This is a genomic window from Alcaligenes sp. MMA (assembly GCF_020907215.1).
GTDB classification, from domain to species: Bacteria; Pseudomonadota; Gammaproteobacteria; order Burkholderiales; family Burkholderiaceae_B; genus Alcaligenes; species Alcaligenes aquatilis.
The window spans coordinates 1-20,360 of the sequence record NZ_JAJJPP010000002.1 but is presented as its reverse complement, the minus strand read 5'-3'; the positions used below and the strand labels follow the sequence as shown (position 1 = coordinate 20,360).

The following is a 20,360-nucleotide window of genomic DNA, read 5'->3' as shown; positions in this document are numbered from 1 at the left end:
AAGGCTCTAGCGGCCTTAGAACAGGAGAGCGCCTGGTTTGATTCCAGCCGCATGAGCAATCAGGCGGCGTTTGACCCAAGGCAGGCGGTCCACCACTTGCATACCGGCATTACGCAACATGGAGATCGGAGCCCCCGGTGCCGCAAACAGACGGTACAGACCATCGGTGGCAGCGCGCATGGCTGCGATAGGTTCGGCGCGTGCGCGTTTGTAGCGATTAAGCACACGCATATCACCCACCGAATAATGCGGGCCGCGCTCGGACAACACCTTGATCAGAGCTTCGATATCGCCCAGACCCAGATTCAATCCCTGACCGGCCAAAGGATGCACGCGATGCGCCGCATCACCGACCAAGGCCACGCCGGGCGACACCAGGCCACTACGCTCAAAGGTCAAAGGGAAACCGTGTACCGGGCTACGCAAGCTTAACTGCCCCAAACGGCCATTCGATAAGGAGAACAAGCTGTTTTGCAGATATTGCGCCTGCTCCTCTGAGGGCATGGCCAACACTTTGTCGGCCTGCGCTTGCGGCACAGACCAGACCATGGAGACTTGCGGCTTGCCATCCACATCCGGCATAGGCAACAGGGCAAGAATCGAATCGCCGGTAAACCACTGCAAGGCAACTTGCTGATGTGGCCGCTCTACATTGAAGTGGGCCACCAAACCGGCATCGCCATATTCACGTCCGTGGTGCTCAATTCCGGCTGCAGTACGCAGTCCCGATCGAGCCCCATCCGCACCTACAAACAAGTCCGCAGTGATGCGTTTTTGCCCGGCAGTCAAAATGGTATTGCCTTCCAGACGCTCGAAGCGGTCTTCAATCCAGGGCACTCCAAATACTTGCAATGCCTGATACAGCGCCTGCTCCATCTGACCGGACTCAACAATCCAGGCCAAATAGTCCTGCGCATCCTGCCAGGCATGCAAATTCAGACAAGCACCGCCATCACCATGCACTTCCATGGCCTGCACCGGCGAAATGCGCTGGGCTGACATCAAGTTCCAGACACCCAGTTGCGCCAAAAAACGCTGACTGGCCACCGAGACAGCATAGACACGGGGGTGATACTGCCCGCCCGCCAGCTCCATAGGCTTGTAGGCGGGGGACAAGATGCTGACATCAAACCCGGCCTTGCGTAAACCCAGGGCGCTGGCCATACCGGCCAAGGCCCCACCACACACCACAATCCGTTCTTTATTCATCGCGCGCTCGGTTCTCCTGCCTGACGTGGCCACAGCAGCCACATTTGCCCCTGCTGCTTCATGCGTCCGGCCTGTGCACCCGCCTGATCGCCCGTACCCCAGTACAAGTCGGTACGTGCAGGCCCCTTGATGGCCGCACCCGTGTCCTGGGCAAAGACCAGCCGCTGCAAAGGCTGCTTAGTTGCAGGTTGCGAAGTGGCCAGATACACCGGCGTACCCAAGGGCACATAAGTGGGGTCAATAGCAACGGAGCGAAGGCCAATCAAAGGAATGCCATAAGCGCCTTTAGGCCCCAGTTCCGGGTCCACAATGGCCTCTTCACGAAAGAAAACCATGGCCGTATTTACATTCATCATTTCCTGAACACGGTGCGGATTGCGCTTGGCCCAGGCTTTGATGTTTTGCATGGAGGTCTGGGCCAAAGGCATCTCGCCCTGCTTGGCCAGCCATTGACCTACTGAAGCGTAAGGACGTCCGTTATGATCGGCATAGGCCAGGCGTACGGCACTGCCATCAGGCAGTACGGCACGGCCCGAACCTTGAATCTGCAAGAAAAAACCTTCTACCGGGTCTTTCGCGTACACAATCACGGGCGGCTGGCGCTCCGACTGGGCCATGATCTGTTCGCGCGTATCGTACGGCACAATGCGTTTGCCCACTTGCTTGCCACGAATACGCTTGCCAGCCAGCTCGGGATATAAACTGCCCAGATCAATCGTCAACAAATCATCCGGCGCGGCGAACAGCGGCCACTGATAGCCAGCGCTGCGAGTACGGGAAGCCTGGAGCAAAGGCTCGTAATAGCCTGTGACGGTGTTTTGAGCCACCTTGCCATCGCCTGTCAACAAGCGCCAGGGCTGCAACTGTTGCTGTAGAAAATTGCGTACAGCCGCCGTATCTTTGGTGTCAGCGTTCAGGCCCGCAGCCGCCGCAGCTTGGCAGACAGGCTGCCAGGCACGAGGGTTGGCACGAGCAGGCATAGCCAATGATCCACTGACCGGACGCATCAAACCCTTGCAGTTATTGATAAAGCCTTTCCAGACATGATCCAGCGAATCGGCCTGCCAGCCTGGCAAGGTTGACCAGTTCACGGCCTGATAGCGCCCCGCCAGCGCCCGCGCCGGAGTTTCCGGCAGAGCCGACAAGGACGGCACCTGCAAAGGCTGCAAGGCGATATCAGGACCACTGTCTGCGGTGCCCGGAGCCGTTGACGAAGAGCCCTGATCCACAGGCGTGGTTGAACAGGCGCTTAATGCCAGCAGTACGGCTGGCACGCAATAAATTAACTTCATGGCTGGATTTGGCCCTTAGTGCAAGGTACGGGGGGAGGAAAGGATGAACTCCTGGATGAGGACCTCAAAGGGCACACCATTTTCACCTACACATTGATAGCTGCCACGCATGGTGCCAAACGGTGTATTTAAGGGACAGCCACTGGTGTACTCGAAGGTCTCGCCGGGAGCGAGCACCGGCTGTTGTCCCACAACACCCAGGCCACGCACTTCCTGAACCTGCTGATTGTCGTCCGTAATGATCCAGTGACGACTGATAATCTGGGCCGTCTGCTGTCCATTGTTGGTAATCCGTACGGTATAGGCAAACACGTATTGATTACTCTCGGGCTCGGATTGCTCAGGCAGGTACTGGGGCGTGATTTGCACCTCAATATCGTCAGGCTTCATGATGGATTCCAGGTTACGGCTGTACAAATACGGGGCGCTGCACAGCCCCCCGCTTGAAACTATAATGATGACATATGGTCACGATTTTCGTGATGTCTAATCTTTACGGCACCTATTATGTCCCAAGCCAGCACTACACGTATCGCTCCCAGTATTTTATCGGCTGACTTCGCCCGTCTGGGAGAAGAAGTCCGCAATGTCATTGCCGCCGGAGCCGACTGGGTTCATTGCGACATCATGGACAACCACTTTGTACCCAACCTGACTTTCGGTCCCATGGTCTGTGCTGCGCTGCGCCCCCACACCACCGCTCCCATCGACGTACACCTGATGGTAGAACCCGTAGACGCACTTATCCCTGAATTTGCCAAGGCGGGTGCCGACTACATCAGTTTTCACCCCGAAGCCTCGCGCCACGTGGATCGCACGTTATCGCTGATCCGTGACCACGGCTGTAAGGCCGGCCTGGTGTTCAACCCGGCCACCCCGCTGAACTGGATGGATCACCTGATGGACAAGTTGGATCTGGTCTTGCTGATGTCCGTTAACCCTGGCTTTGGTGGCCAGGCTTTCATCCCCAGCGCCATGGACAAGCTGCGCCAGGCCCGCGCCCGCATTGATGCCTGGACGGCAGAAGGTGGCCAACCCATCCTGCTGCAAATCGACGGCGGTGTGAAAGTGGACAATATCGGGGCCATTCGTGCTGCCGGTGCTGACACCTTTGTGGCCGGTTCCGCTATTTTTGGCCAGCCCGACTACGCTCAGGTCATCCGCGACATGCGTGCTCAAATCGCTTTGGCAGAGCAAGCTTAAGTGCAATGCCCGGCCCGCCAACAGGCAGGGCCGCTGCAAATCCCAGCCACCTTATCTACTGCAGCATCGTACTGCGGTTGTAGCAGCCTTGCTGCATCGTATTGTCTGGCCGACGGCGCTCCACAAACAAGGCATTACCCTGCACCCGTTTGGCCTGCGCCTTGGCTGAACTGGCCAGCTCCGCAATTAAAGAGCCCGAATACAATTCGGGCTCTTCAACAGTAACGACACCTAAAGACAGGCTCACAAGCGGGTGAAACACCAGCACACCCTGGCGGTTCTCAGCCAAATAACCGCCTGCTTGCCGGTGCTCCATTCGATACAAGGACTCCAGCTCTTTTTCCAGCTCGTCCAAAATACCTTGGCAGCGCTCAGCCCAATCCGGGCTGGTAAACACCAAAATAAAATCATCTCCCCCCACATGACCCACAAAGTCCATGCGCGCAACGGCATATCGAGTAAAGAGCTCTGCCATGGAACGCAGTAACTCATCTCCTTTGCGATAGCCGTATAAGTCGTTATAGGGTTTGAAATGGTCCAGGTCCGCATAACATACGGCAAAGCTCTGTCGATTACGCAACAAACCCTCTATATGCTCATCAATGGGCACATTGCCCGGCAATTGCGTCAGTGGATTGGCATAGCGGGCCGTCATGATCTGAATCTGCGTAATTTCACGCATGAGCTCCACACTGGAGCCCAGGCCCAAATATTCATCCGCACCGGTGATGATGAACCCATCACTCAGGGCCTCGCCCTCGCCCTGCGTCATCAAGGTGCCCAGCTCCAGCAGACTGGTATCGCAGTCCACAATCAATGGCGGCGTTTCAATAAACAAGGAGCATGGCTTATTACCATACAGTTCGCGGTGATAAGGACGTGCCAATTGGTCGTAAAGCTGACTACGACGCAAAATCCCCGTTGGCCTGTCGCCCCGCAACAAAGCCACCGCACTCAAATCAGGGCGGCTTTGAAAGAGTTCATAAACGCGATTGGTCGGAGTGTGGTCCGGAACAGCCGGCGCCGCACGCAGCAAACGCCGCACACTCATCGAATCCCGGCCCTGCACTTGGCGCTGGGCCCGCACGGTGGAAGGGCCAAACAAAGCAGCCTGGGCCGGTTCCAATTGAGGGGGAGGGTTGGGTTGGGGCCGACACAGCAAATAACCTTGGCCGCAGGTCACACCCAAATAACGCAAGGTGCGCAATTCCGCCCCAGTTTCAATTCCTTCGGCAATCACAATAGAGTGCGCGTGATTGGCAATATCGCAAATGGAGCGCACCAACTGCTGCTTGAGCACATCGGTATCAATATCGCGCACAAAATATTTGTCGATTTTGACGTATTCGGGCCGCAACTCGGACCACAAACGCAGCGAGGCATAACCTTCGCCCAGATCATCAATCGCAAACTGCAGGCCTTCTTTTCGATATAGCTCAATTGCCTGATTCAAATAATCGTAGCTGTCGGTGCGCTCGGACTCGGTCAGCTCGACCACCACGCGGCTCCAATCAATACCATCGAGTTGTGGCATGCCTGTACGCGGTTCAATGCGGGCCGAGGGCAACAGCCCCATCACGACATCCGGACTGGAGTTCAGAAACAGTTTGCCGGCCAAACCCTGCTGGTTAAAGCTATTGACCAAAGTATGGCAACATAGCTCTTCCAGATCCCATAAGCGCCCGCACTGTCGAGCAGCGTCAAACAAGGCTAGGGGCGAATAAAAACTGGTGTCCTTCGGACCTCGAATCAAACCCTCGTAACCCAGAATCAAGCCAGACTGCAGATCCACAATAGGCTGAAACACGGGCGTAACTTGTTTTTCTAAGAGAATCTGATGAAATGTCTCGAACATCATTCTTCCGCTCCTAGGGCCTTTCTGAACAGACCATCGAAAGCCAATCTTGTACCAAAATACGGTTTGCTCACTAAATTGATAAGCCCGCGCGCAGTAAGGAGCTTTAACATGATGAATCAAACGAAATGAAAACTCGATTTTCCGGAAACTATTTCTGCTCGACCTTAACAGGAATTTGACAATATTTTGTCACAAGCTCGCTACAAAAAGATGAATATTTGCTCTGTACTGTTTGATTTGGATGGCACCCTTCTGGACACCATTCCTGATTTGGCCTCGGCATGTAATGCCATGCGCATTGACCTGGGTTTGCCTGCGCTCCCAGAGGAGCGTATCGCCACGTTCGTGGGTAAAGGCTCGGAAAATCTGGTCCGGCGCGCCTTGACAGACCTGCCAAATCCCCCCGCCCACTACACCCAGGCATTGGAATCATTTTATTACCATTACCAATTGTGTAATGGCCAACACAGCCGCCTGTATCCCGGTGTACTAGAAGGATTGAACGACTTTAAAAGCCAGGAGTTGCGTCTGGCCGTCGTCACCAACAAGCCTGAACAATTTGCGCGCCCCTTGCTGGAACAAACTGGCTTAAGTCCCTATTTCGAGCTGATTGTGGGCGGCGATACCTGCCCGCGCAAAAAGCCCGATCCCATGCCTTTTCTATACGCCTGCGAGCAAATGAAACTCGCTGCTGAACAAGCTTTGGTCATTGGGGACTCCATGAATGATGCCCAGGCAGCACGCGCAGCGCATATCCCCGTACTGTTGGTGCCCTACGGCTATAACGAAGGCAAGGATGTGCAAACCCTGGATTCCGATGGTATAGTTGCCTCTATTGCCGACGCCGCCATTTGGCTGCGCAACAAAAGCAACCCCATATTTACGTCATAAAATTCATGTCTACTCGCACTCACGCATCCACAATCTACGGCGCTTATTGGCGCTGGTGGCGTTCGTGTATCGGGTAGATATAACCTTGAAGTCTGGCGTCCCTGCAAAGTAGTACACAGCGGACCGCCTCCAGGAAAATAAGCCCGGTAATCACAACGACCGGGCTTTTTTTTGTTTCTGTCCGGCTCGTCGTACCCACTGACCCTCGAGATCCCAATGACAGAAATAGAATTCAATGCCCTAGCAGCAGAAGGCTTTAACCGCATTCCCCTAATTGCGGAAACCTACGCCGACCTGGATACGCCCCTGTCGATTTATCTGAAACTGGCGCACAACGGCCCTGAAGGGGGGCGTTACAGTTGCCTGATGGAATCGGTTGTGGGCGGCGAGCAATTCGGTCGCTATTCCTTTATTGGCTTGCCCGCCCGTACCGTGATCCGCAGCTATGGCCGCCATACCCAAGTGCTGCACGATGGCAAGGTTGTCGAAACAGCCGAAGGCGATCCACTGGAATTTATCGAGCAATTTCAGGCTCGTTTCAAAGTCGCCCTGCGCCCTGGCCTGCCCCGCTTTGCAGGTGGCCTGGCCGGTTACTTCGGCTACGACACCGTGCGCCACATCGAACCGTCTCTGGGCCCGAACCATAAACCCTTCCCTGCCGATCAGGAAGAAGGCGTGCCGGACATCATGTTGCTGCAAGTGGACGAGCTGGTGATTGTGGATAATCTGGCTGGCCGCACTTACCTGCTGGTCTACGCGGACCCGGCCCAGCCCGAAGCCTACGTACTGGCCAAGCGCCGTCTGAAAGAGCTGCGTGAAAAGCTGCGCTCACCCGTGGTGATCCCTTACGCCTACGCCAGCATGCAAACCGAATGCGAGCGCGACTTCAACAAAGAGGATTACCTGAAGGCTGTCGCCCGCGCCAAGGACTACATTGCGGCAGGGGATCTGATGCAAGTGCAGATCGGCCAGGTCATCACCAAGCCTTTCCGCGACTCGCCCCTGTCCCTGTATCGCGCCCTGCGTTCGCTGAACCCATCGCCCTACATGTACTTCTGGAACTTCGACGACTTCCAGGTTGTGGGTGCATCGCCAGAAATCCTGGTGCGTCAGGAAGAACACCGCCAGGATGGTCGCAACCATGAGCGCGTCACGATTCGTCCTCTGGCCGGCACCCGCAAGCGCGGAGCCACACCTGAAGCCGATGCCGCGCTGGCCGCCGAGCTCAAGTCCGATCCCAAAGAGCGCGCTGAACACCTGATGCTGATCGATCTGGCCCGTAACGATATTGGCCGCATCGCCAAAACCGGCACGGTTCAAGTAACGGACACCATGGCGATCGAACGTTACTCGCACGTGCAGCACTTGGTCTCCAACGTCTGCGGCGAACTGCAAGACGGCATGAGCCAAATGGATGTACTGCGTGCCTCCTTTCCCGCAGGCACCCTGACCGGTGCCCCCAAGGTGCGTGCCATGGAAGTGATTGATGAACTGGAGCCCGTACGCCGTGGTGTATACGGTGGTGCGGCCGGCTACTTGAGCTACTCAGGCGAGATGGATCTGGCTATTGCGATCCGCACCGGCGTCATCAAGGACGGCATGCTCTATGTGCAAGCCGCTGCCGGTGTTGTAGCCGACTCCGATCCCGAAAAAGAATGGCAAGAGACCGAGGCCAAGGCACGTGCGGTTATCCGCGCGGCCGAACAAGTGCAATTCGGTCTAGACGAACCTATTTAATCGCCTGACTGCCCCCCTTTCTTGCCGGAGTATTCCCATGCTGTTCATGCTCGATAACTATGACTCGTTTACCTACAACCTGGTCCAGTATTTTGGAGAACTGGGTCAGGAGGTAGTGGTACGACGCAACGACCAAGTCACTCTTGAAGAAATTGAAGCCCTGAATCCCAGCCATCTGTGCGTCTCGCCCGGCCCCAAATCCCCTGCGGATGCGGGCCTGTCGGTTGCACTGATCCAGCACTTTGCCGGCAAGCTACCGATTCTGGGCGTCTGCCTGGGTCACCAAGCAATCGGGCATGCTTTTGGTGCCCGCATTATTCGTGCGCAGCAAATCATGCATGGGAAAGTCTCCCCGATTACCCACCAGGGCACGGACGTATTTGGCAACTTGCCCTCGCCCTTTAACGTCACCCGCTACCACTCCCTGGCCATCGAGCGCGACAGCCTGCCGGATTGCCTGGAAGTCACCGCACAAACCGAAGACGGCGAAATCATGGGCATACGTCACCGCCAATTGCCTATCTATGGCGTGCAGTTTCACCCTGAATCGGTGCTCAGCGAGCATGGCCACGCCTTACTGAAGAACTTTCTGGACCTCTAATATCATGAACACCATCACTCCTACCGAAGCACTGGTGCGCTGTATCGAACACCGGGAAATCTTCCACGACGAAATGCTGCATCTGATGCGCATGCTGATGCGCGGCGAAATGTCGCCCCAGATCTCGGCTGCCTTGCTGATGGGCCTGCGCGTAAAAAAAGAAAGCGTCGGTGAGATTTCTGCCGCCGCCCAGGTGATGCGCGAATTTGCCACCCCCGTCATTACACCGAACCCAGACGAACTGCTGGACATGTGCGGGACAGGTGGCGACGGCTCCAATACCTTCAATATCTCCACTGCCGCTATGTTTGTGGCCGCCTCCGTCGGGGTGAAAGTGGCCAAACACGGCAACCGCAGCGCGTCCTCCTCCTCGGGTAGTGCTGACGTGCTGGAGGCCTTGGGGGTGAACCTGACTTTCTCGCCCGAGCAAGTGGCGCAAAGTATTGCCGACACCAATATCGGCTTTATGTTTGCCCCTGCTCACCACGGAGCCATGAAAAACGTGGCCGCCGTGCGCAAAGAACTGGGCGTGCGCACCATTTTCAATATTCTGGGGCCGTTAACCAACCCAGCCGGAGCAACCAACCAGCTGATGGGTGTCTTTCATCCCGACCTGGTGGGGATTCAGGTCCGCGTCATGCAACGCCTGGGCGCCAAACACGTATTGATCGTACACGGCAAGGACGGCATGGATGAAGCCTCTCTGGGTGCGGCCACCCTGGTAGGCGAACTGAAAGACGGCCAAGTGAGTGAATACGAAATTCACCCCGAAGACTTTGGTATGGCGATGACCTCCAACCGCAGCATTCGCGTCTCCAGCAAAGAGGAATCCGCCGTCATGATTATGGAAGCCCTCAATAACCAAGAGGGGACGGCTCGTGATATCGTGGGCCTCAACGCTGGTTTGGCCATCTATGCCGCCAACCACGCTGACTCCATTGAACAAGGCCTGCGCATGGCTTTTGAGGCCATTGCCAACGGTGCCGCACGCGAAAAACTCGAACAATTCCGTGCCTATACAAGGAATTTACATCCATGAACGACATTCTGGCCAAGATCCTCGACACCAAAAGAGCTGAAGTCGTCACCGCCCGCCAACTGCGTAGCGAGTCCGATCTGCTGCGCGAAGCGAAGAACCGGAACGACCTGCGCGGCTTTGCCAGCGCCATTGAAGACAAAATTGCTCAAGGCAAGCCTGCCATTATTGCGGAAGTCAAAAAAGCCTCCCCGTCCAAGGGTGTGATCCGTGCCGACTTCAACCCCACGGAAATTGCTTCCAGCTACGCCGCCCACGGCGCGGCCTGCCTGTCGGTGCTGACCGATATTCAATATTTCCAGGGTTCTTACGACCACCTGCGTCAGGCCCGTGCCGTGTGCGCGCTGCCCGTACTACGCAAAGATTTCATTATTGACCCCTACCAGATCATCCATGCCCGTGCCATGGGTGCCGACTGCATCTTGCTGATCGTCGCCGCACTGGAGCAGGATCAACTGATGGAATACGAAGAAATGGCCCACGAACTGGGCATGGACGTACTGGTTGAAGTGCATGACCGCGCCGAGCTGGATATTGCCTTGCAAATGAAGACCAGCCTGCTGGGTATCAATAACCGTAATCTGCGCACCTTTGAAACCAGCACCCAGAACACCTTGGACCTGCTGCCCTTCATTCCTAGCGAAAAACGCGTTGTGACCGAAAGCGGTATCCATACCATTGAAGATGTGGCCCTGATGCGTGAAAACCAGGTGCAAGCCTTCCTGGTGGGCGAAGCTTTCATGCGTGAACCTGATCCGGGCGTCGCCCTGCAAAACCTGTTCTTCGGTCAACCTGCATGAGCTCCACCGCTTGCCCTCTGTGCGCCTTGAAACCCGATCAATTGTTATGGTCGGGTGCAGGGCTGCAGGTGCTGGCTGTCTCAGACAGCCCGTTTCCCGGCTATACACGGGTGATCTGGCAAGATCACGTGGCTGAAATGACAGATCTGTCTAAAGCGCAGCGGCAGCACCTTATGGCGGCGGTCTATATAGTTGAACAGACACAACGCGAGCAGTTGGGAGTCACCAAGATCAATCTGGCCCAATTCGGGAATCAGGTGCCGCATCTGCACTGGCACATCATCCCACGCTGGACGGACGACCCTTTCTTTCCGGACTCGGCCTGGTCGCCCGCCCCCGCACGCACAGAAGAACAAAAACAAGGCTGGGCTTCCCACGAAGAACGCCTGCTTGAGCAAGTCAGCCAGTATCAGCAGGCACTGTGTACTGCGCTAAAAGCACGATTCAAGCACTAAACCCGCTATTCAAGAAGTACCCGCTGGCCTATGAAAAGGCAGCGGGTATTTTTGTGCCTCCCAAAAAAAGAGACGGCGCACAATAACTGGCAAGCACGCCACCCATCCATAAGGCGCACTGACGCGTTATTGCACCGACAAGAGCAAGCCTGCTCTTGCGCTACTTACTCGCAAACCACATAAACTGCTTGCTTGGCATGGTCATAGCCACCTCTTTGCGCTTGAGAGCCCGGCCTTCTCGCCGTCACACACCCTCCACATCAGAACGATACGGGCAAGCCGCGTCCTGCAACCTCCTTCCGACAAGATCGCTGCTCTTGTCACTTCAAGCACAGAATTAACCTAGATCAAGCCTAGGCGACAATCGTCTGGCCCCACCAAAAACCACCATATATAGTGTCGTAAATCCTAAAAATCACTATATATAGTTTTTTGCGAAAAATATGGCTACCCAGGAAACCGCATCGCGTCCAGCTGCTCAGCTGGATATCATCCGCTCCATTACTGAATATCTGGACCGCCAGGACTGGCGCGTCCAGGCCAATGCCAACCAGGGTTACTCGCTGGGCGGACTGATTCTGAACAGCTCGGGCAAGATGATTGCCAACTACTGGCTCAGCCATGTGTACCCCGAAGCCATCGGCCAGGCACACCGTCAGGCCGACCTGCATATCCACGATCTGGACATGCTCTCGGGCTACTGCGCCGGCTGGTCCTTGCGCACCTTCCTGAATGAAGGGCTCAATGGCGTGCCCGGCAAAATCGAATCCGGCCCACCGCGACATCTAAGCAGTGCAGTAGGCCAGGTCGTCAATTTTCTGGGCACCCTGCAAAACGAATGGGCCGGTGCTCAAGCCTTCAGCTCTTTTGACACCTATATGGCTCCCTTCATCCGCAAGGACGGCCTGAGCTACAAGCAGGTGCGCCAATGCATGCAGGAGCTGATCTACAACCTGAACGTACCCTCACGCTGGGGTACGCAGACGCCCTTTACCAATCTGACCTTTGACTGGGTATGTCCGGACGACCTGCGCGAGCAAGTGCCGCAAATCGGTGGCGTAGAAATGCCGTTTTGCTACGGGGATCTGCAAGCCGAAATGGACATGATCAACCAGGCCTATATCGAAGTCATGAGCGAGGGCGATGCCCGTGGCCGTGCCTTCACCTTCCCGATCCCCACCTACAACATCACCCGGGATTTTGACTGGCACAGCCCCAATGCCGAGCGCCTGTTTGCCATGACAGCCAAATATGGCCTGCCCTACTTCCAGAACTTCATTAACTCTGAACTGGAACCCAATATGATCCGCTCCATGTGCTGCCGCCTGCAACTGGATCTGCGTGAGCTGCTCAAACGCGGCAATGGTTTGTTTGGCTCTGCCGAACAGACCGGCTCCCTGGGAGTGGTCACCCTGAACTGCGCCCGCCTGGGGTATCAGTATCAAGGTGATGAAGCAGGCCTGTTTGCCCGCTTGGATGAACTGCTGGAAATGGGCCGCGACAGCCTGGAGATCAAGCGTACCGTGATTCAGCAACATATGGACCAAGGGCTGTTTCCCTACACGCGCCGTTACCTGGGCACCTTGCGCAATCACTTCTCCACGCTGGGAGTTAACGGCATTAACGAGATGATCCGCAACTTTACCCAGGACAAGCAGAATTTATGCACCCCGTGGGGACACCGCTTTGCCCTGCGTTTGCTGGATCACATTCGGGCGCGCATGGTGGAATTTCAGGAAAGTACCGGCCACCTGTACAACCTGGAAGCCACCCCTGCCGAGGGCACCACCTACCGCTTTGCCAAAGAGGACCGCGCCCGCTGGCCCGACATTCTGCAAGCAGGCACCGAGCACATGCCCTACTACACCAACTCCTCACAGTTGCCGGTAGGCTTTACCGAAGACCCCTTCGAGGCATTGGAACGACAAGACGAGTTGCAAGGCAAATACACCGGCGGCACCGTGCTGCACCTGTACATGACCGAGGCCCTGTCCAGCACCGATGCCTGCCGTAATCTGGTGCAACGAGCCTTGAACCGCTTTTCCTTACCCTACATCACCGTCACACCTACTTTTTCCATCTGCCCTAAACATGGCTATCTGTCTGGAAAACATGAGTTTTGCCCGCATTGCGACAGCGAATTGCTGGCTAACAAGATAGCTCAGGCCAGGGTCGAAACTGACGCTCAAAACGACGCGGGCGCGGAAACCTCAATGCGGTCGCAGGCAGCAACACCGACACCGACACCGACACCGACACCGACACCGACACCGACACCAATCCATTAAATCCGATCTCTTCGAACAGATCCTTTTTGCCAAGACCAGCTAAACCCAACCCACTTAGCTCAGCGAAAGCCAAATTCTTCACTTTCCTCAGCATGTATCTACACAACCCGCCTCTTGGCACACACCTCGGCTAGTCACATCCGCTTAGCGTGACGGCCCTTTTTATCCAGGGAGTTACTCATGAACACCGACACCATCACTCTTGAAGATTGCGAACGCCAGCCCTGCGAAATCTGGACTCGCGTCATGGGCTATCACCGCCCCATGTCATCCTTCAATATTGGCAAGCAAGGCGAATTTCATGAGCGCCGCTACTTCACCGAAGCCAGCGCCTCTGTAAGCAGCACTGGCCCCAATCTGTAGAAATCTGGTTAAGTGACATGACTTACGCCACGCGCCATCTTTACCCGGCCAAACCTGCTCGCAAAGAGGCATTGAAAGTGGGCGGCTGTACCCCTTTCTCGGCTACGGATTACCCCGGCCAGTTAGCCGCTGTCATCTTTGTGCAAGGCTGTCCCTGGCGCTGTGGCTACTGCCATAACCCTCACCTGCAAGACCGCAGGCCAAACAGTGCTATTGATTGGAACGCCTTGCTGGATTTTCTGACTCGTCGCGTCGGCCTGCTGGATGCTGTGGTCTTTAGCGGTGGCGAACCCACACTGGACCCAGCCCTGGGTTCCGCCATACGCGCAGTGCGTAGACTAGGTTTCAAAATCGGTTTACACACAGCAGGCACACATCCAGCCAGGTTGCTGGAAGTCCTGCCATGGGTAGACTGGATAGGTCTGGATATCAAAGCCGAGTTTCAACACTACGACACCATCACGCAACGCAGTAATAGTGCGGCGGCGCCGCTACGCAGCTTGCAGTTGCTGCTAAACGAGGATGTCCTGTTTGAATGCCGCAGCACCATTCACCCCCAACTGCATAGTCCAGTATCGGTACTGGCTTTGGGGCAACACTTGCATGATTTGGGCGTACAGCGCTATGCCGTACAGATTTTCCGCAAGCAAGGCTGTAATGATGATTTCCTGAATGAAACTGGGCAGGCCTCGCAGGCCTACCCAGGAACAGAGGTCTTGCAAAACCTGCAGAAGCTGTTTCCGCATTTTGAAGTGCGGCGCTCTTAAGAGAGAGTTATGAAGAGGCAGGCGTACGAATCGGGCGGCGCAGCACATCCTGTAAAGCCGCTTTCCCCTGCTTAATCACCGCACGCGGATGCAGAATGTCGGGGTCCAAGGCGTCCAGAGTGTTTTTCACCATCAGGCCCAGCTCCGTATCACCTTCAATCGATAAACGTCGATTGAAGAACAAGGTATCCGGATCTTCCTGCCGCTGTAAAAGCTGATAAAACGCCCAAAGATCTGCTTTCAGAATCAGGTCCGGACTCTGCGCGCACGCAGACAAAGGGTAAAAAGCGCCCTGACGCCAGGTGTAGTCAAACGCCAAACCAGCATCCGCCACTTGTATGCGTAAAGCCCGGCCTTCCAGTCGCTCCGCAATATCAGCAGGCAAGTGCGGACGCATCAGCACGTTCAAACCCGTACAAAACAAGCGGGAGCCGGGCCAAGGGGGCAAGCGGCTTAAAACACCAGCCACCACAGCGGGCAAACGAGGAGTCGTCATTTCATTCACTCTTGCATCCTTCCCTTAAAAACGCTCGGACACCGGCGCCACCCATTCAAGACCGGGACGACCATGCCAGAAACCGTTGCAGGCTTTAGCGGGCAGTAAAGGCAGCATGTCCTCGTGGGCATCCGCCGCTTGGATACGTCCTTGCACGACATCCTTAAACAAATGCACCACCGCATCCATATGTTGAGACTGCGGACTCAAGCGCAGCATGTCCACACCCAAGTCGCGCAAATCCTGTATCTGCTCCAGCAAGGTGTACACCCAGGCAGATTGAGTCTGAATACCGTTGATCGTCAAGAATCCCTGCCCTTCACGGGTTTCCAGCAACAGGCCATCGGGATAGTCCATGCACACGTACTGGCAATTATCCTTAGGCAAGTTGCGGTTACGTGCGGCAAAGCAACGAGCCGAAAAAGCCAGAGGTAAACGCCCGAAGGCGAAGACTTCGGTTTCCAAACCAGCAGGCCTGTCTTGCTGCAGTTGTGCCAATCCCGCACGCCCCATTTCCAGGGGCATCACCCAGCGCACAGCGCCTTGAGAGGCAATCAAATCCAGCACCGGCCCGTTATAAACATTCAAAAAAGGGCCGGCGACAAAGTCCCGGCCCTGCATCAAACGTACTGCACCCATATCATTGGCTTCGACCAGATAATCGGCCTGCTCGGTGACCTTGCGTAGCGTATTCACGTCCCGCCCGGACTCCAGCAGAACCTGGCTGGACAGAACCGGCACTTTGCCGGCCTGGGCCAGCATCTGGGCAATATCCAGCCAATCATCCAGTCGTAGCTCGTGACGGCGTGAACATACGGTTTCGCCCAGATACACCACCTCTACCGGCCAATCGCAGGCCGACTCATAAAACTGCATGGTGGCAACGCGGGACCAGTAGTACTGCAAGGGGCCTAAAGATAATTTCATGTTTGAGCCTCCCATGCTCTACTTCCAGGGCCGAGAATAGGCACCCAGCGTATGTTGCTGCCCTTCGGCCAATTTGTTCAAAGCCCCCATCCAGGCTGGATGGACGGAATAACGGGCTGGCGTGGATTTGGCCGAGTCAATGGCTTGACGCCAAACCTGGGTAACTTGAGCCACATAAGCCGGGCTGCGCTGTCGGCCTTCAATCTTGATTGCGCTAACACCCGCCGCCAGCAACTGTGGCAACAAGGACAAGGTATTCAGACTGGTGGGCTCTTCCAGGGCGTAATAGTTTTCGCCCGCCACATCAAAGCGCCCTTTGCATAAAGTAGGGTAAGCCGCGTTCTCGTCATCCTGATAACGGTCGATCAACACACCATTCAAACGTGATTCCAGGCCCTGATCAGTTTGTTCCCAACGCACATGCCCGGCGGGAGAACAGACTCCATGCGTATTGGGCGATTCACCGGTGGCATAGGAGGACAAGGCACAACGGCCCTCCACCATCACGCACAAGCTGCCAAAACCAAAAACTTCAACTTGAACAGGGACCTGCTCACAGACCTGTTCCACTTGGGCCATGGACAAGACACGCGGCAAGACTACACGCTGAATACCAAAGTTCTGGTGGTAATACTTGATGGCTTCCGGGTTGGTGGCTGAGCCTTGCACCGACAAGTGCAAGCGCAAATTAGGATGTGTCTGGCTGGCATACGCCATCAAACCAGGGTCTGCCATGATGACTGCATCGACCTGAGCCTGGGCAGCCCGGTCCACCGCGTCGCGCCACTGCTGCCAGGCATTGGGTTGCGGATAGGTATTAAGAGCCAGCAAAACCTTGCGGCCGCGCTGATGCGCGTAATCGATCCCTTGTTCAATCGCCTGCGCATCAAAATTAAGCCCGGCGAAGTTCCGGGCATTGGTGGCATCCCGAAACCCCAAGTAAACACTATCGGCGCCGTTATCAATCGCCGCTTTCAAGGCAGGCAGGCTGCCTGCAGGACAAACCAATTCCATCTGCGGGTTATCGGACGCGGCTAAAGCCGTGGACGCAGTATTCATGACATTCCCCGATCAGCAATCTGGCCAGGGCGAATCCTGGCTCGACAAGACCACCACTATGCCTGCTCTGAAATGAAGGGGCCTTAACGCATATCAAATTCTTCCCACCTCCTGACCCTCGGCAAACAAGTCCCACTTTGCCTGCGCCATCGGCGGTCAGAATAGTCCACAATGCTTTTCAAGCCTTTCGTGCTGGAGTTTTGATGACACAGACTGAGATCACACTGGATACTCGCGGCCTGCCCGCACCCGAGCCCATGGAGCATTGCCTGGAAGCCCTAGCCGAACTGGCCCCCACCCAGGCTTTGCTCATGTGGCTGGATAGAGAGCCCTTCCCTTTATATGAAATTCTGCGGCGCAGTGGCTTCAAGTATCAAGGCACACACCAAGAAAACGGCTTTCGGCTCATCATCCGCAGGAACTAAATCTATGCAACGCGCTTTATCGCTGGATCAATCGCCCTCTTTGTCCCTGACCTTGCCCCTGTTTGCGAACGTCCCTTTTTTTGGACTGCTGGCTGCCTTGCTGGCGCTCTATAGCGGACCGGAATTGTTCAACTCCCGCTGGCACCCGGCTACCTTGGCCTTGACCCACGCCTGGACCTTGGGGATCGTGGGCAGCGCCATGTTTGCCTCTTTGACGCATATTTTGGCGGTGGCCTGTAATGTGCGTATTCAGGTATCAAGCGGTCGGGCTCTGGTTTTCTGGAGCTTGCTCAGCGTCGGCACACTGCTCCTGATGACAGGCTTCCTTAGCTGGCAAAGCTGGACATACACGCTGGCGGGCATTTTCCTGGCTCTTGCTCTGGGAGGCTATCTGCTGACGGTCATGCTGGCCTTGTGGCACTCTCGGCGCGACGTCTTTCGCGGAGCCAAAGAGATCGTCGCCCCTATCCGACTGGCGTTGCTGGGGCTGTTGCTGACTGTCTTGACCGGACTGGCCATGCTGGTTGCGCTGGCAAGCGAACAAGCCGTCGCCAATCTACTGAACCTGCACATGATGATGGGTCTGGCCGCCTGGGCAGGCTTACTACTGCTTGCCATGTCATTCCAGTTGCTGCCCATTTTTCAAATCACCGAGCTTTACCCTGCCCCCTTGGTGCGTTGGCTACCTTGGGTTGTCAGCGCGTTGCTGATCGCGCAGTGGGCCTTGGCCTCTTTGCCTGGCTCCTGGCTACCTGTGCGTGATCTGGTCACCTACCTGATCTTCCTAAGCTACGGTTTATGGGCAGTGATCACTTGGGCGCGGCTCTGGCAACGCAAGCGTCCAACAGCAGGAGCCAGCACCTTGTTCTGGTATAGCTCCTTAAGCAGCCTGTTGATTGCTGTACTTCTGAACTTCTGGACTCACAACCCCGCCGCTTCCAACACAGAACTGGCGATAGGAGTGTTGCTTATTATGGGAGCCTTAGGTTCCGTAGTGTGTGGAATGCTCTATACCATCGTGCCCTTTCTGCTTTGGCGCGAGGCACAAAAGCATGTCAGCTTGGACACCGATAATACCGAGCACACACGCGCCCTCTTGCGCTTCATCCCCAAGACTGCCAACTACATCCCCGCATCCACCGCCCGAGCTCACTGGGCTTTGCATAGCCTAAGCCTGGCGCTTTGGACCGGTGCCAGCTTGGGTATCGAATCTTTCACGTGGATAGCCGCACCTGCCTTGCTACTGTCCTTTGCGATCTTGTCGTGGAATCTCTGGACAGCCTGGCAGCGCTATCGCAATAGCCTACATGCTATCCGCGCATATCAGGCAGAGCACCATATTGCCGCAAAGCCGCACTGTCCAGAATCGTAAAATTACGCCGCTGAACCCGAATCAGATCCCGGTCCATCAAATCACGCAAAGTACGTGACAAATGCTCCGGGGTTAGATTCAGGCGGGAAGCAATCACAGACTTGCCTACCTCTATCTTGAAAGGCACACCTTCTTCGCCCGGCCACTCTTGCAAAAGATAACTGACTAAACGCTGCACACCATTTTGCAAGGTATAAGCCTCCAGCTCTCCCATCAAACGGTAAAGTCGCTCACTTAAGCCAGCCAGCATCAGACGAGCAACGTCACTGCCTTTGCCCAACTGCTCCATCAGAGTGTCGCGGTTGATATGCAATAACAGAGAATCCACCAATGTCTGGGCCGTCACAATGTAATTGCGCCCCATGAACATCAACGCCTCTCCAAATCCCTCACCTGGGCCTACCAAACGTACAACACGCTCGGCCCCCGTGGACGAGACAAATACTAGTTTCACCCGACCATAGACCAGCATATGAAAGCCCAAACAAGGGTCGCCGCTGTGAAATAAAGTCGTTCCACGCAAAGCGTGCACTTCCTGAGTGCCTTTAGCGATAGGCTCCAACTGCTCTGGGGGCAACTCCTTGAATATGGGCAGATGAGCCAATTGAGCCTGTATGCGTTTCCAACGGCCAGGCCCTTCCCCCTGCGCTAGCTTGGTGTCTGATAAATCTTCATTGCTTGCCGGTGAAGCTGTGTCTTGAGCCGCCATATCTTTTCCATAGACCAATAGAACCATCGCTAGACTGACACACTCCTTTCCTTCTTGTTCAGATTCGCTCGGCGCCTGATTGATACACGTCAAACGGATAAATCGAGGCATTCAGGAGAAAGTAAAAGGCTGTCAGAACGGTTAGTTCAACATGACTTAAGAACAGATCCAAGCAAGAAGCGGTCAAATTTGACCATGTTAGAGGTAAGGAATATGAGATGGCAGAATTGATTGAAACAAGCGCGTTACCCACATCTTCTTAAATGCTGAATAAACGCAATCCACCTAACAGGCCTGACAGCTCCGAGACCAGAGGAGGATCGGTAACCGAAACGGGCTGATGGTGATGCAGGTGTGCAGAGCTATCAACAATAGACGCTCCACGCAGCTAGAGTCAGGCAAGCACCATGACGATGGAAGCGACGGCGGGTCACCGAACAGAAAAAGGAAGGTAGGTTAAGAAGCGCCCGGAATAAGCTTTTACGGGTGGGATGGAGAGGTGTTGTAGAAGAAGAATGGGGAAGATCCAGCGTCCCCCCAGCCGATAGGCCATCAGCTCGATTAAACCAAAGGCTTTCTTGGCTCACTGGATGCCAATCCACGTAACTACCCGAGGCAAGCCGAGAAGAAGGGGCGGACAACAGCCATACAGAAGAAGGAAGGAAGGTGAGGCTGAAGGCTCCGGCCTGTATTGGCAGCACCGGATGCTACGCGGGGGAGTTACCCGAGGGAAGCAGAAGCCGAAGCAGACACGAGTAAGCCGTACAGAACAAGGCAGACAAGGTGCCCAGAACGGGCCAGGAGGAAGGAAGGGACGCCCGAGCCTGATGATCGCGAGGATCCGGTCCTTATGCCGCCAGACCACGGCTGCC

The 20,360-nt window shown here is 55.6% G+C and carries 20 protein-coding genes; 12 read left to right on the top strand and 8 right to left on the bottom strand.

Translation table 11 applies throughout. The features are described 5' to 3' along the window. Positions 1 to 15: 15 nt before the first annotated feature. Genes LNA76_RS08560 through apaG form a run of 3 tightly spaced genes read right to left on the bottom strand, consistent with a single transcriptional unit; the run spans position 16 to position 2,891 of the window. Positions 16 to 1,209 (bottom strand): FAD-dependent monooxygenase, encoded by a 1,194-nt coding sequence (locus tag LNA76_RS08560; protein ID WP_230018849.1) that lies wholly within the window; start codon positions 1,207 to 1,209, stop codon positions 16 to 18. Then, positions 1,206 to 2,501 carry a murein transglycosylase A gene (gene mltA, locus LNA76_RS08555; protein WP_230018846.1) on the bottom strand — a complete coding sequence of 432 codons (1,296 nt, stop codon included), beginning with the start codon at positions 2,499 to 2,501 and terminating at the stop codon, positions 1,206 to 1,208. The genes LNA76_RS08560 and mltA overlap by 4 nt, the downstream gene beginning before the upstream one ends. A gap of 15 nt (positions 2,502 to 2,516) precedes the next feature. Next, the gene (gene apaG, locus LNA76_RS08550; RefSeq protein WP_094195355.1) at positions 2,517 to 2,891 is read right to left on the bottom strand and encodes a Co2+/Mg2+ efflux protein ApaG; all 375 of its coding nucleotides are present in this window, start codon (positions 2,889 to 2,891) and stop codon (positions 2,517 to 2,519) included. Positions 2,892 to 3,008: 117 nt separating this feature from the next. Here apaG and rpe point away from each other — a divergent pair, with 117 nt between their 5' ends. Further along, on the top strand, positions 3,009 to 3,704 hold the full coding sequence (gene rpe / locus LNA76_RS08545) for a ribulose-phosphate 3-epimerase (RefSeq protein ID WP_094195354.1): 696 nt from the start codon (positions 3,009 to 3,011) through the stop codon (positions 3,702 to 3,704). Between the two features lie 55 nt (positions 3,705 to 3,759). Here rpe and LNA76_RS08540 read toward each other — a convergent pair whose 3' ends face one another. Continuing rightward, positions 3,760 to 5,562: a GGDEF domain-containing protein gene (locus LNA76_RS08540; protein ID WP_094195353.1), complete on the bottom strand. Its 1,803-nt coding sequence runs from the start codon at positions 5,560 to 5,562 to the stop codon at positions 3,760 to 3,762. A 210-nt stretch (positions 5,563 to 5,772) separates the two neighbouring features. Here LNA76_RS08540 and LNA76_RS08535 point away from each other — a divergent pair, with 210 nt between their 5' ends. The 9 genes from LNA76_RS08535 (at position 5,773) to LNA76_RS08495 (ending at position 14,500) form a co-directional block, all read left to right on the top strand. After that, positions 5,773 to 6,453: a phosphoglycolate phosphatase gene (locus LNA76_RS08535; protein WP_230018843.1), complete on the top strand. Its 681-nt coding sequence runs from the start codon at positions 5,773 to 5,775 to the stop codon at positions 6,451 to 6,453. A gap of 216 nt (positions 6,454 to 6,669) precedes the next feature. Next, entirely contained in the window at positions 6,670 to 8,190 is a 1,521-nt protein-coding gene (gene trpE, locus LNA76_RS08530; protein WP_108728293.1) for an anthranilate synthase component I, read from the top strand. A gap of 37 nt (positions 8,191 to 8,227) precedes the next feature. After that, a complete protein-coding gene (locus LNA76_RS08525; protein ID WP_123050834.1) occupies positions 8,228 to 8,791 on the top strand; it encodes an anthranilate synthase component II in 564 nt (187 codons plus the stop codon). 4 nt (positions 8,792 to 8,795) lie between these two features. Next, positions 8,796 to 9,830 (top strand): anthranilate phosphoribosyltransferase, encoded by a 1,035-nt coding sequence (gene trpD, locus LNA76_RS08520; RefSeq protein ID WP_094195349.1) that lies wholly within the window; start codon positions 8,796 to 8,798, stop codon positions 9,828 to 9,830. Continuing rightward, entirely contained in the window at positions 9,827 to 10,627 is an 801-nt protein-coding gene (trpC, locus tag LNA76_RS08515) for an indole-3-glycerol phosphate synthase TrpC (RefSeq protein WP_042488673.1), read from the top strand. The genes trpD and trpC overlap by 4 nt, the downstream gene beginning before the upstream one ends. Further along, on the top strand, positions 10,624 to 11,082 hold the full coding sequence (locus tag LNA76_RS08510) for an HIT family protein (RefSeq protein ID WP_230018842.1): 459 nt from the start codon (positions 10,624 to 10,626) through the stop codon (positions 11,080 to 11,082). Before trpC ends, LNA76_RS08510 begins: the two co-directional genes overlap by 4 nt. A gap of 443 nt (positions 11,083 to 11,525) precedes the next feature. Beyond that, complete coding sequence (locus LNA76_RS08505; RefSeq protein WP_230018840.1) at positions 11,526 to 13,370, top strand: ribonucleoside triphosphate reductase; 1,845 nt, start codon at positions 11,526 to 11,528, stop codon at positions 13,368 to 13,370. Between the two features lie 180 nt (positions 13,371 to 13,550). Next, entirely contained in the window at positions 13,551 to 13,733 is a 183-nt protein-coding gene (gene nrdD, locus LNA76_RS08500; protein ID WP_094195346.1) for an anaerobic ribonucleoside-triphosphate reductase, read from the top strand. Between the two features lie 17 nt (positions 13,734 to 13,750). Continuing rightward, entirely contained in the window at positions 13,751 to 14,500 is a 750-nt protein-coding gene (locus LNA76_RS08495) for an anaerobic ribonucleoside-triphosphate reductase activating protein (protein WP_230018838.1), read from the top strand. A gap of 7 nt (positions 14,501 to 14,507) precedes the next feature. On the opposite strand, the gene ubiT is transcribed toward LNA76_RS08495, so the two are convergent. Genes ubiT through ubiU form a run of 3 tightly spaced genes read right to left on the bottom strand, consistent with a single transcriptional unit; the run spans position 14,508 to position 16,937 of the window. Then, positions 14,508 to 14,996, bottom strand: coding sequence for a ubiquinone anaerobic biosynthesis accessory factor UbiT (gene ubiT / locus LNA76_RS08490; protein WP_230018836.1), 489 nt, complete (start codon positions 14,994 to 14,996; stop codon positions 14,508 to 14,510). Between the two features lie 24 nt (positions 14,997 to 15,020). Continuing rightward, positions 15,021 to 15,923: a ubiquinone anaerobic biosynthesis protein UbiV gene (ubiV, locus tag LNA76_RS08485; protein ID WP_094195344.1), complete on the bottom strand. Its 903-nt coding sequence runs from the start codon at positions 15,921 to 15,923 to the stop codon at positions 15,021 to 15,023. A gap of 18 nt (positions 15,924 to 15,941) precedes the next feature. Then, the gene (ubiU, locus tag LNA76_RS08480; RefSeq protein ID WP_230019176.1) at positions 15,942 to 16,937 is read right to left on the bottom strand and encodes a ubiquinone anaerobic biosynthesis protein UbiU; all 996 of its coding nucleotides are present in this window, start codon (positions 16,935 to 16,937) and stop codon (positions 15,942 to 15,944) included. A gap of 248 nt (positions 16,938 to 17,185) precedes the next feature. On the opposite strand from ubiU, the gene LNA76_RS08475 reads away from it, so the two are divergent. Both LNA76_RS08475 and LNA76_RS08470 read left to right on the top strand, forming a co-directional pair. Beyond that, entirely contained in the window at positions 17,186 to 17,407 is a 222-nt protein-coding gene (locus tag LNA76_RS08475) for a DUF2249 domain-containing protein (RefSeq protein ID WP_094195343.1), read from the top strand. 4 nt (positions 17,408 to 17,411) lie between these two features. Further along, positions 17,412 to 18,779 carry a hypothetical protein gene (locus LNA76_RS08470; protein WP_230018834.1) on the top strand — a complete coding sequence of 456 codons (1,368 nt, stop codon included), beginning with the start codon at positions 17,412 to 17,414 and terminating at the stop codon, positions 18,777 to 18,779. On the opposite strand, the gene LNA76_RS08465 is transcribed toward LNA76_RS08470, so the two are convergent. After that, positions 18,718 to 19,488: a Crp/Fnr family transcriptional regulator gene (locus LNA76_RS08465; protein ID WP_094195341.1), complete on the bottom strand. Its 771-nt coding sequence runs from the start codon at positions 19,486 to 19,488 to the stop codon at positions 18,718 to 18,720. The genes LNA76_RS08470 and LNA76_RS08465 overlap by 62 nt on opposite strands. Between the last annotated feature and the right edge of the window lie 872 nt (positions 19,489 to 20,360).

Bases quoted from the DNA above. Each gene is read 5' to 3' on its own strand.
- LNA76_RS08535 (WP_230018843.1), top strand. From the start codon at position 5,773: ATGAATATTTGCTCTGTACTGTTTGATTTGGATGGCACCCTTCTGGAC.
- LNA76_RS08470 (WP_230018834.1), top strand. From the start codon at position 17,412: ATGCAACGCGCTTTATCGCTGGATCAATCGCCCTCTTTGTCCCTGACC.
- mltA (WP_230018846.1), bottom strand. From the start codon at position 2,501: ATGAAGTTAATTTATTGCGTGCCAGCCGTACTGCTGGCATTAAGCGCC.
- ubiT (WP_230018836.1), bottom strand. From the start codon at position 14,996: ATGACGACTCCTCGTTTGCCCGCTGTGGTGGCTGGTGTTTTAAGCCGC.
- nrdD (WP_094195346.1), top strand. From the start codon at position 13,551: ATGAACACCGACACCATCACTCTTGAAGATTGCGAACGCCAGCCCTGC.
- trpC (WP_042488673.1), top strand. From the start codon at position 9,827: ATGAACGACATTCTGGCCAAGATCCTCGACACCAAAAGAGCTGAAGTC.
- LNA76_RS08540 (WP_094195353.1), bottom strand. From the start codon at position 5,562: ATGATGTTCGAGACATTTCATCAGATTCTCTTAGAAAAACAAGTTACG.
- ubiV (WP_094195344.1), bottom strand. From the start codon at position 15,923: ATGAAATTATCTTTAGGCCCCTTGCAGTACTACTGGTCCCGCGTTGCC.
- LNA76_RS08495 (WP_230018838.1), top strand. From the start codon at position 13,751: ATGACTTACGCCACGCGCCATCTTTACCCGGCCAAACCTGCTCGCAAA.
- LNA76_RS08510 (WP_230018842.1), top strand. From the start codon at position 10,624: ATGAGCTCCACCGCTTGCCCTCTGTGCGCCTTGAAACCCGATCAATTG.
- LNA76_RS08560 (WP_230018849.1), bottom strand. From the start codon at position 1,209: ATGAATAAAGAACGGATTGTGGTGTGTGGTGGGGCCTTGGCCGGTATG.
- ubiU (WP_230019176.1), bottom strand. From the start codon at position 16,937: ATGGAATTGGTTTGTCCTGCAGGCAGCCTGCCTGCCTTGAAAGCGGCG.
- trpE (WP_108728293.1), top strand. From the start codon at position 6,670: ATGACAGAAATAGAATTCAATGCCCTAGCAGCAGAAGGCTTTAACCGC.
- apaG (WP_094195355.1), bottom strand. From the start codon at position 2,891: ATGAAGCCTGACGATATTGAGGTGCAAATCACGCCCCAGTACCTGCCT.
- LNA76_RS08465 (WP_094195341.1), bottom strand. From the start codon at position 19,488: ATGGCGGCTCAAGACACAGCTTCACCGGCAAGCAATGAAGATTTATCA.
- LNA76_RS08475 (WP_094195343.1), top strand. From the start codon at position 17,186: ATGACACAGACTGAGATCACACTGGATACTCGCGGCCTGCCCGCACCC.
- LNA76_RS08525 (WP_123050834.1), top strand. From the start codon at position 8,228: ATGCTGTTCATGCTCGATAACTATGACTCGTTTACCTACAACCTGGTC.
- LNA76_RS08505 (WP_230018840.1), top strand. From the start codon at position 11,526: ATGGCTACCCAGGAAACCGCATCGCGTCCAGCTGCTCAGCTGGATATC.
- rpe (WP_094195354.1), top strand. From the start codon at position 3,009: ATGTCCCAAGCCAGCACTACACGTATCGCTCCCAGTATTTTATCGGCT.
- trpD (WP_094195349.1), top strand. From the start codon at position 8,796: ATGAACACCATCACTCCTACCGAAGCACTGGTGCGCTGTATCGAACAC.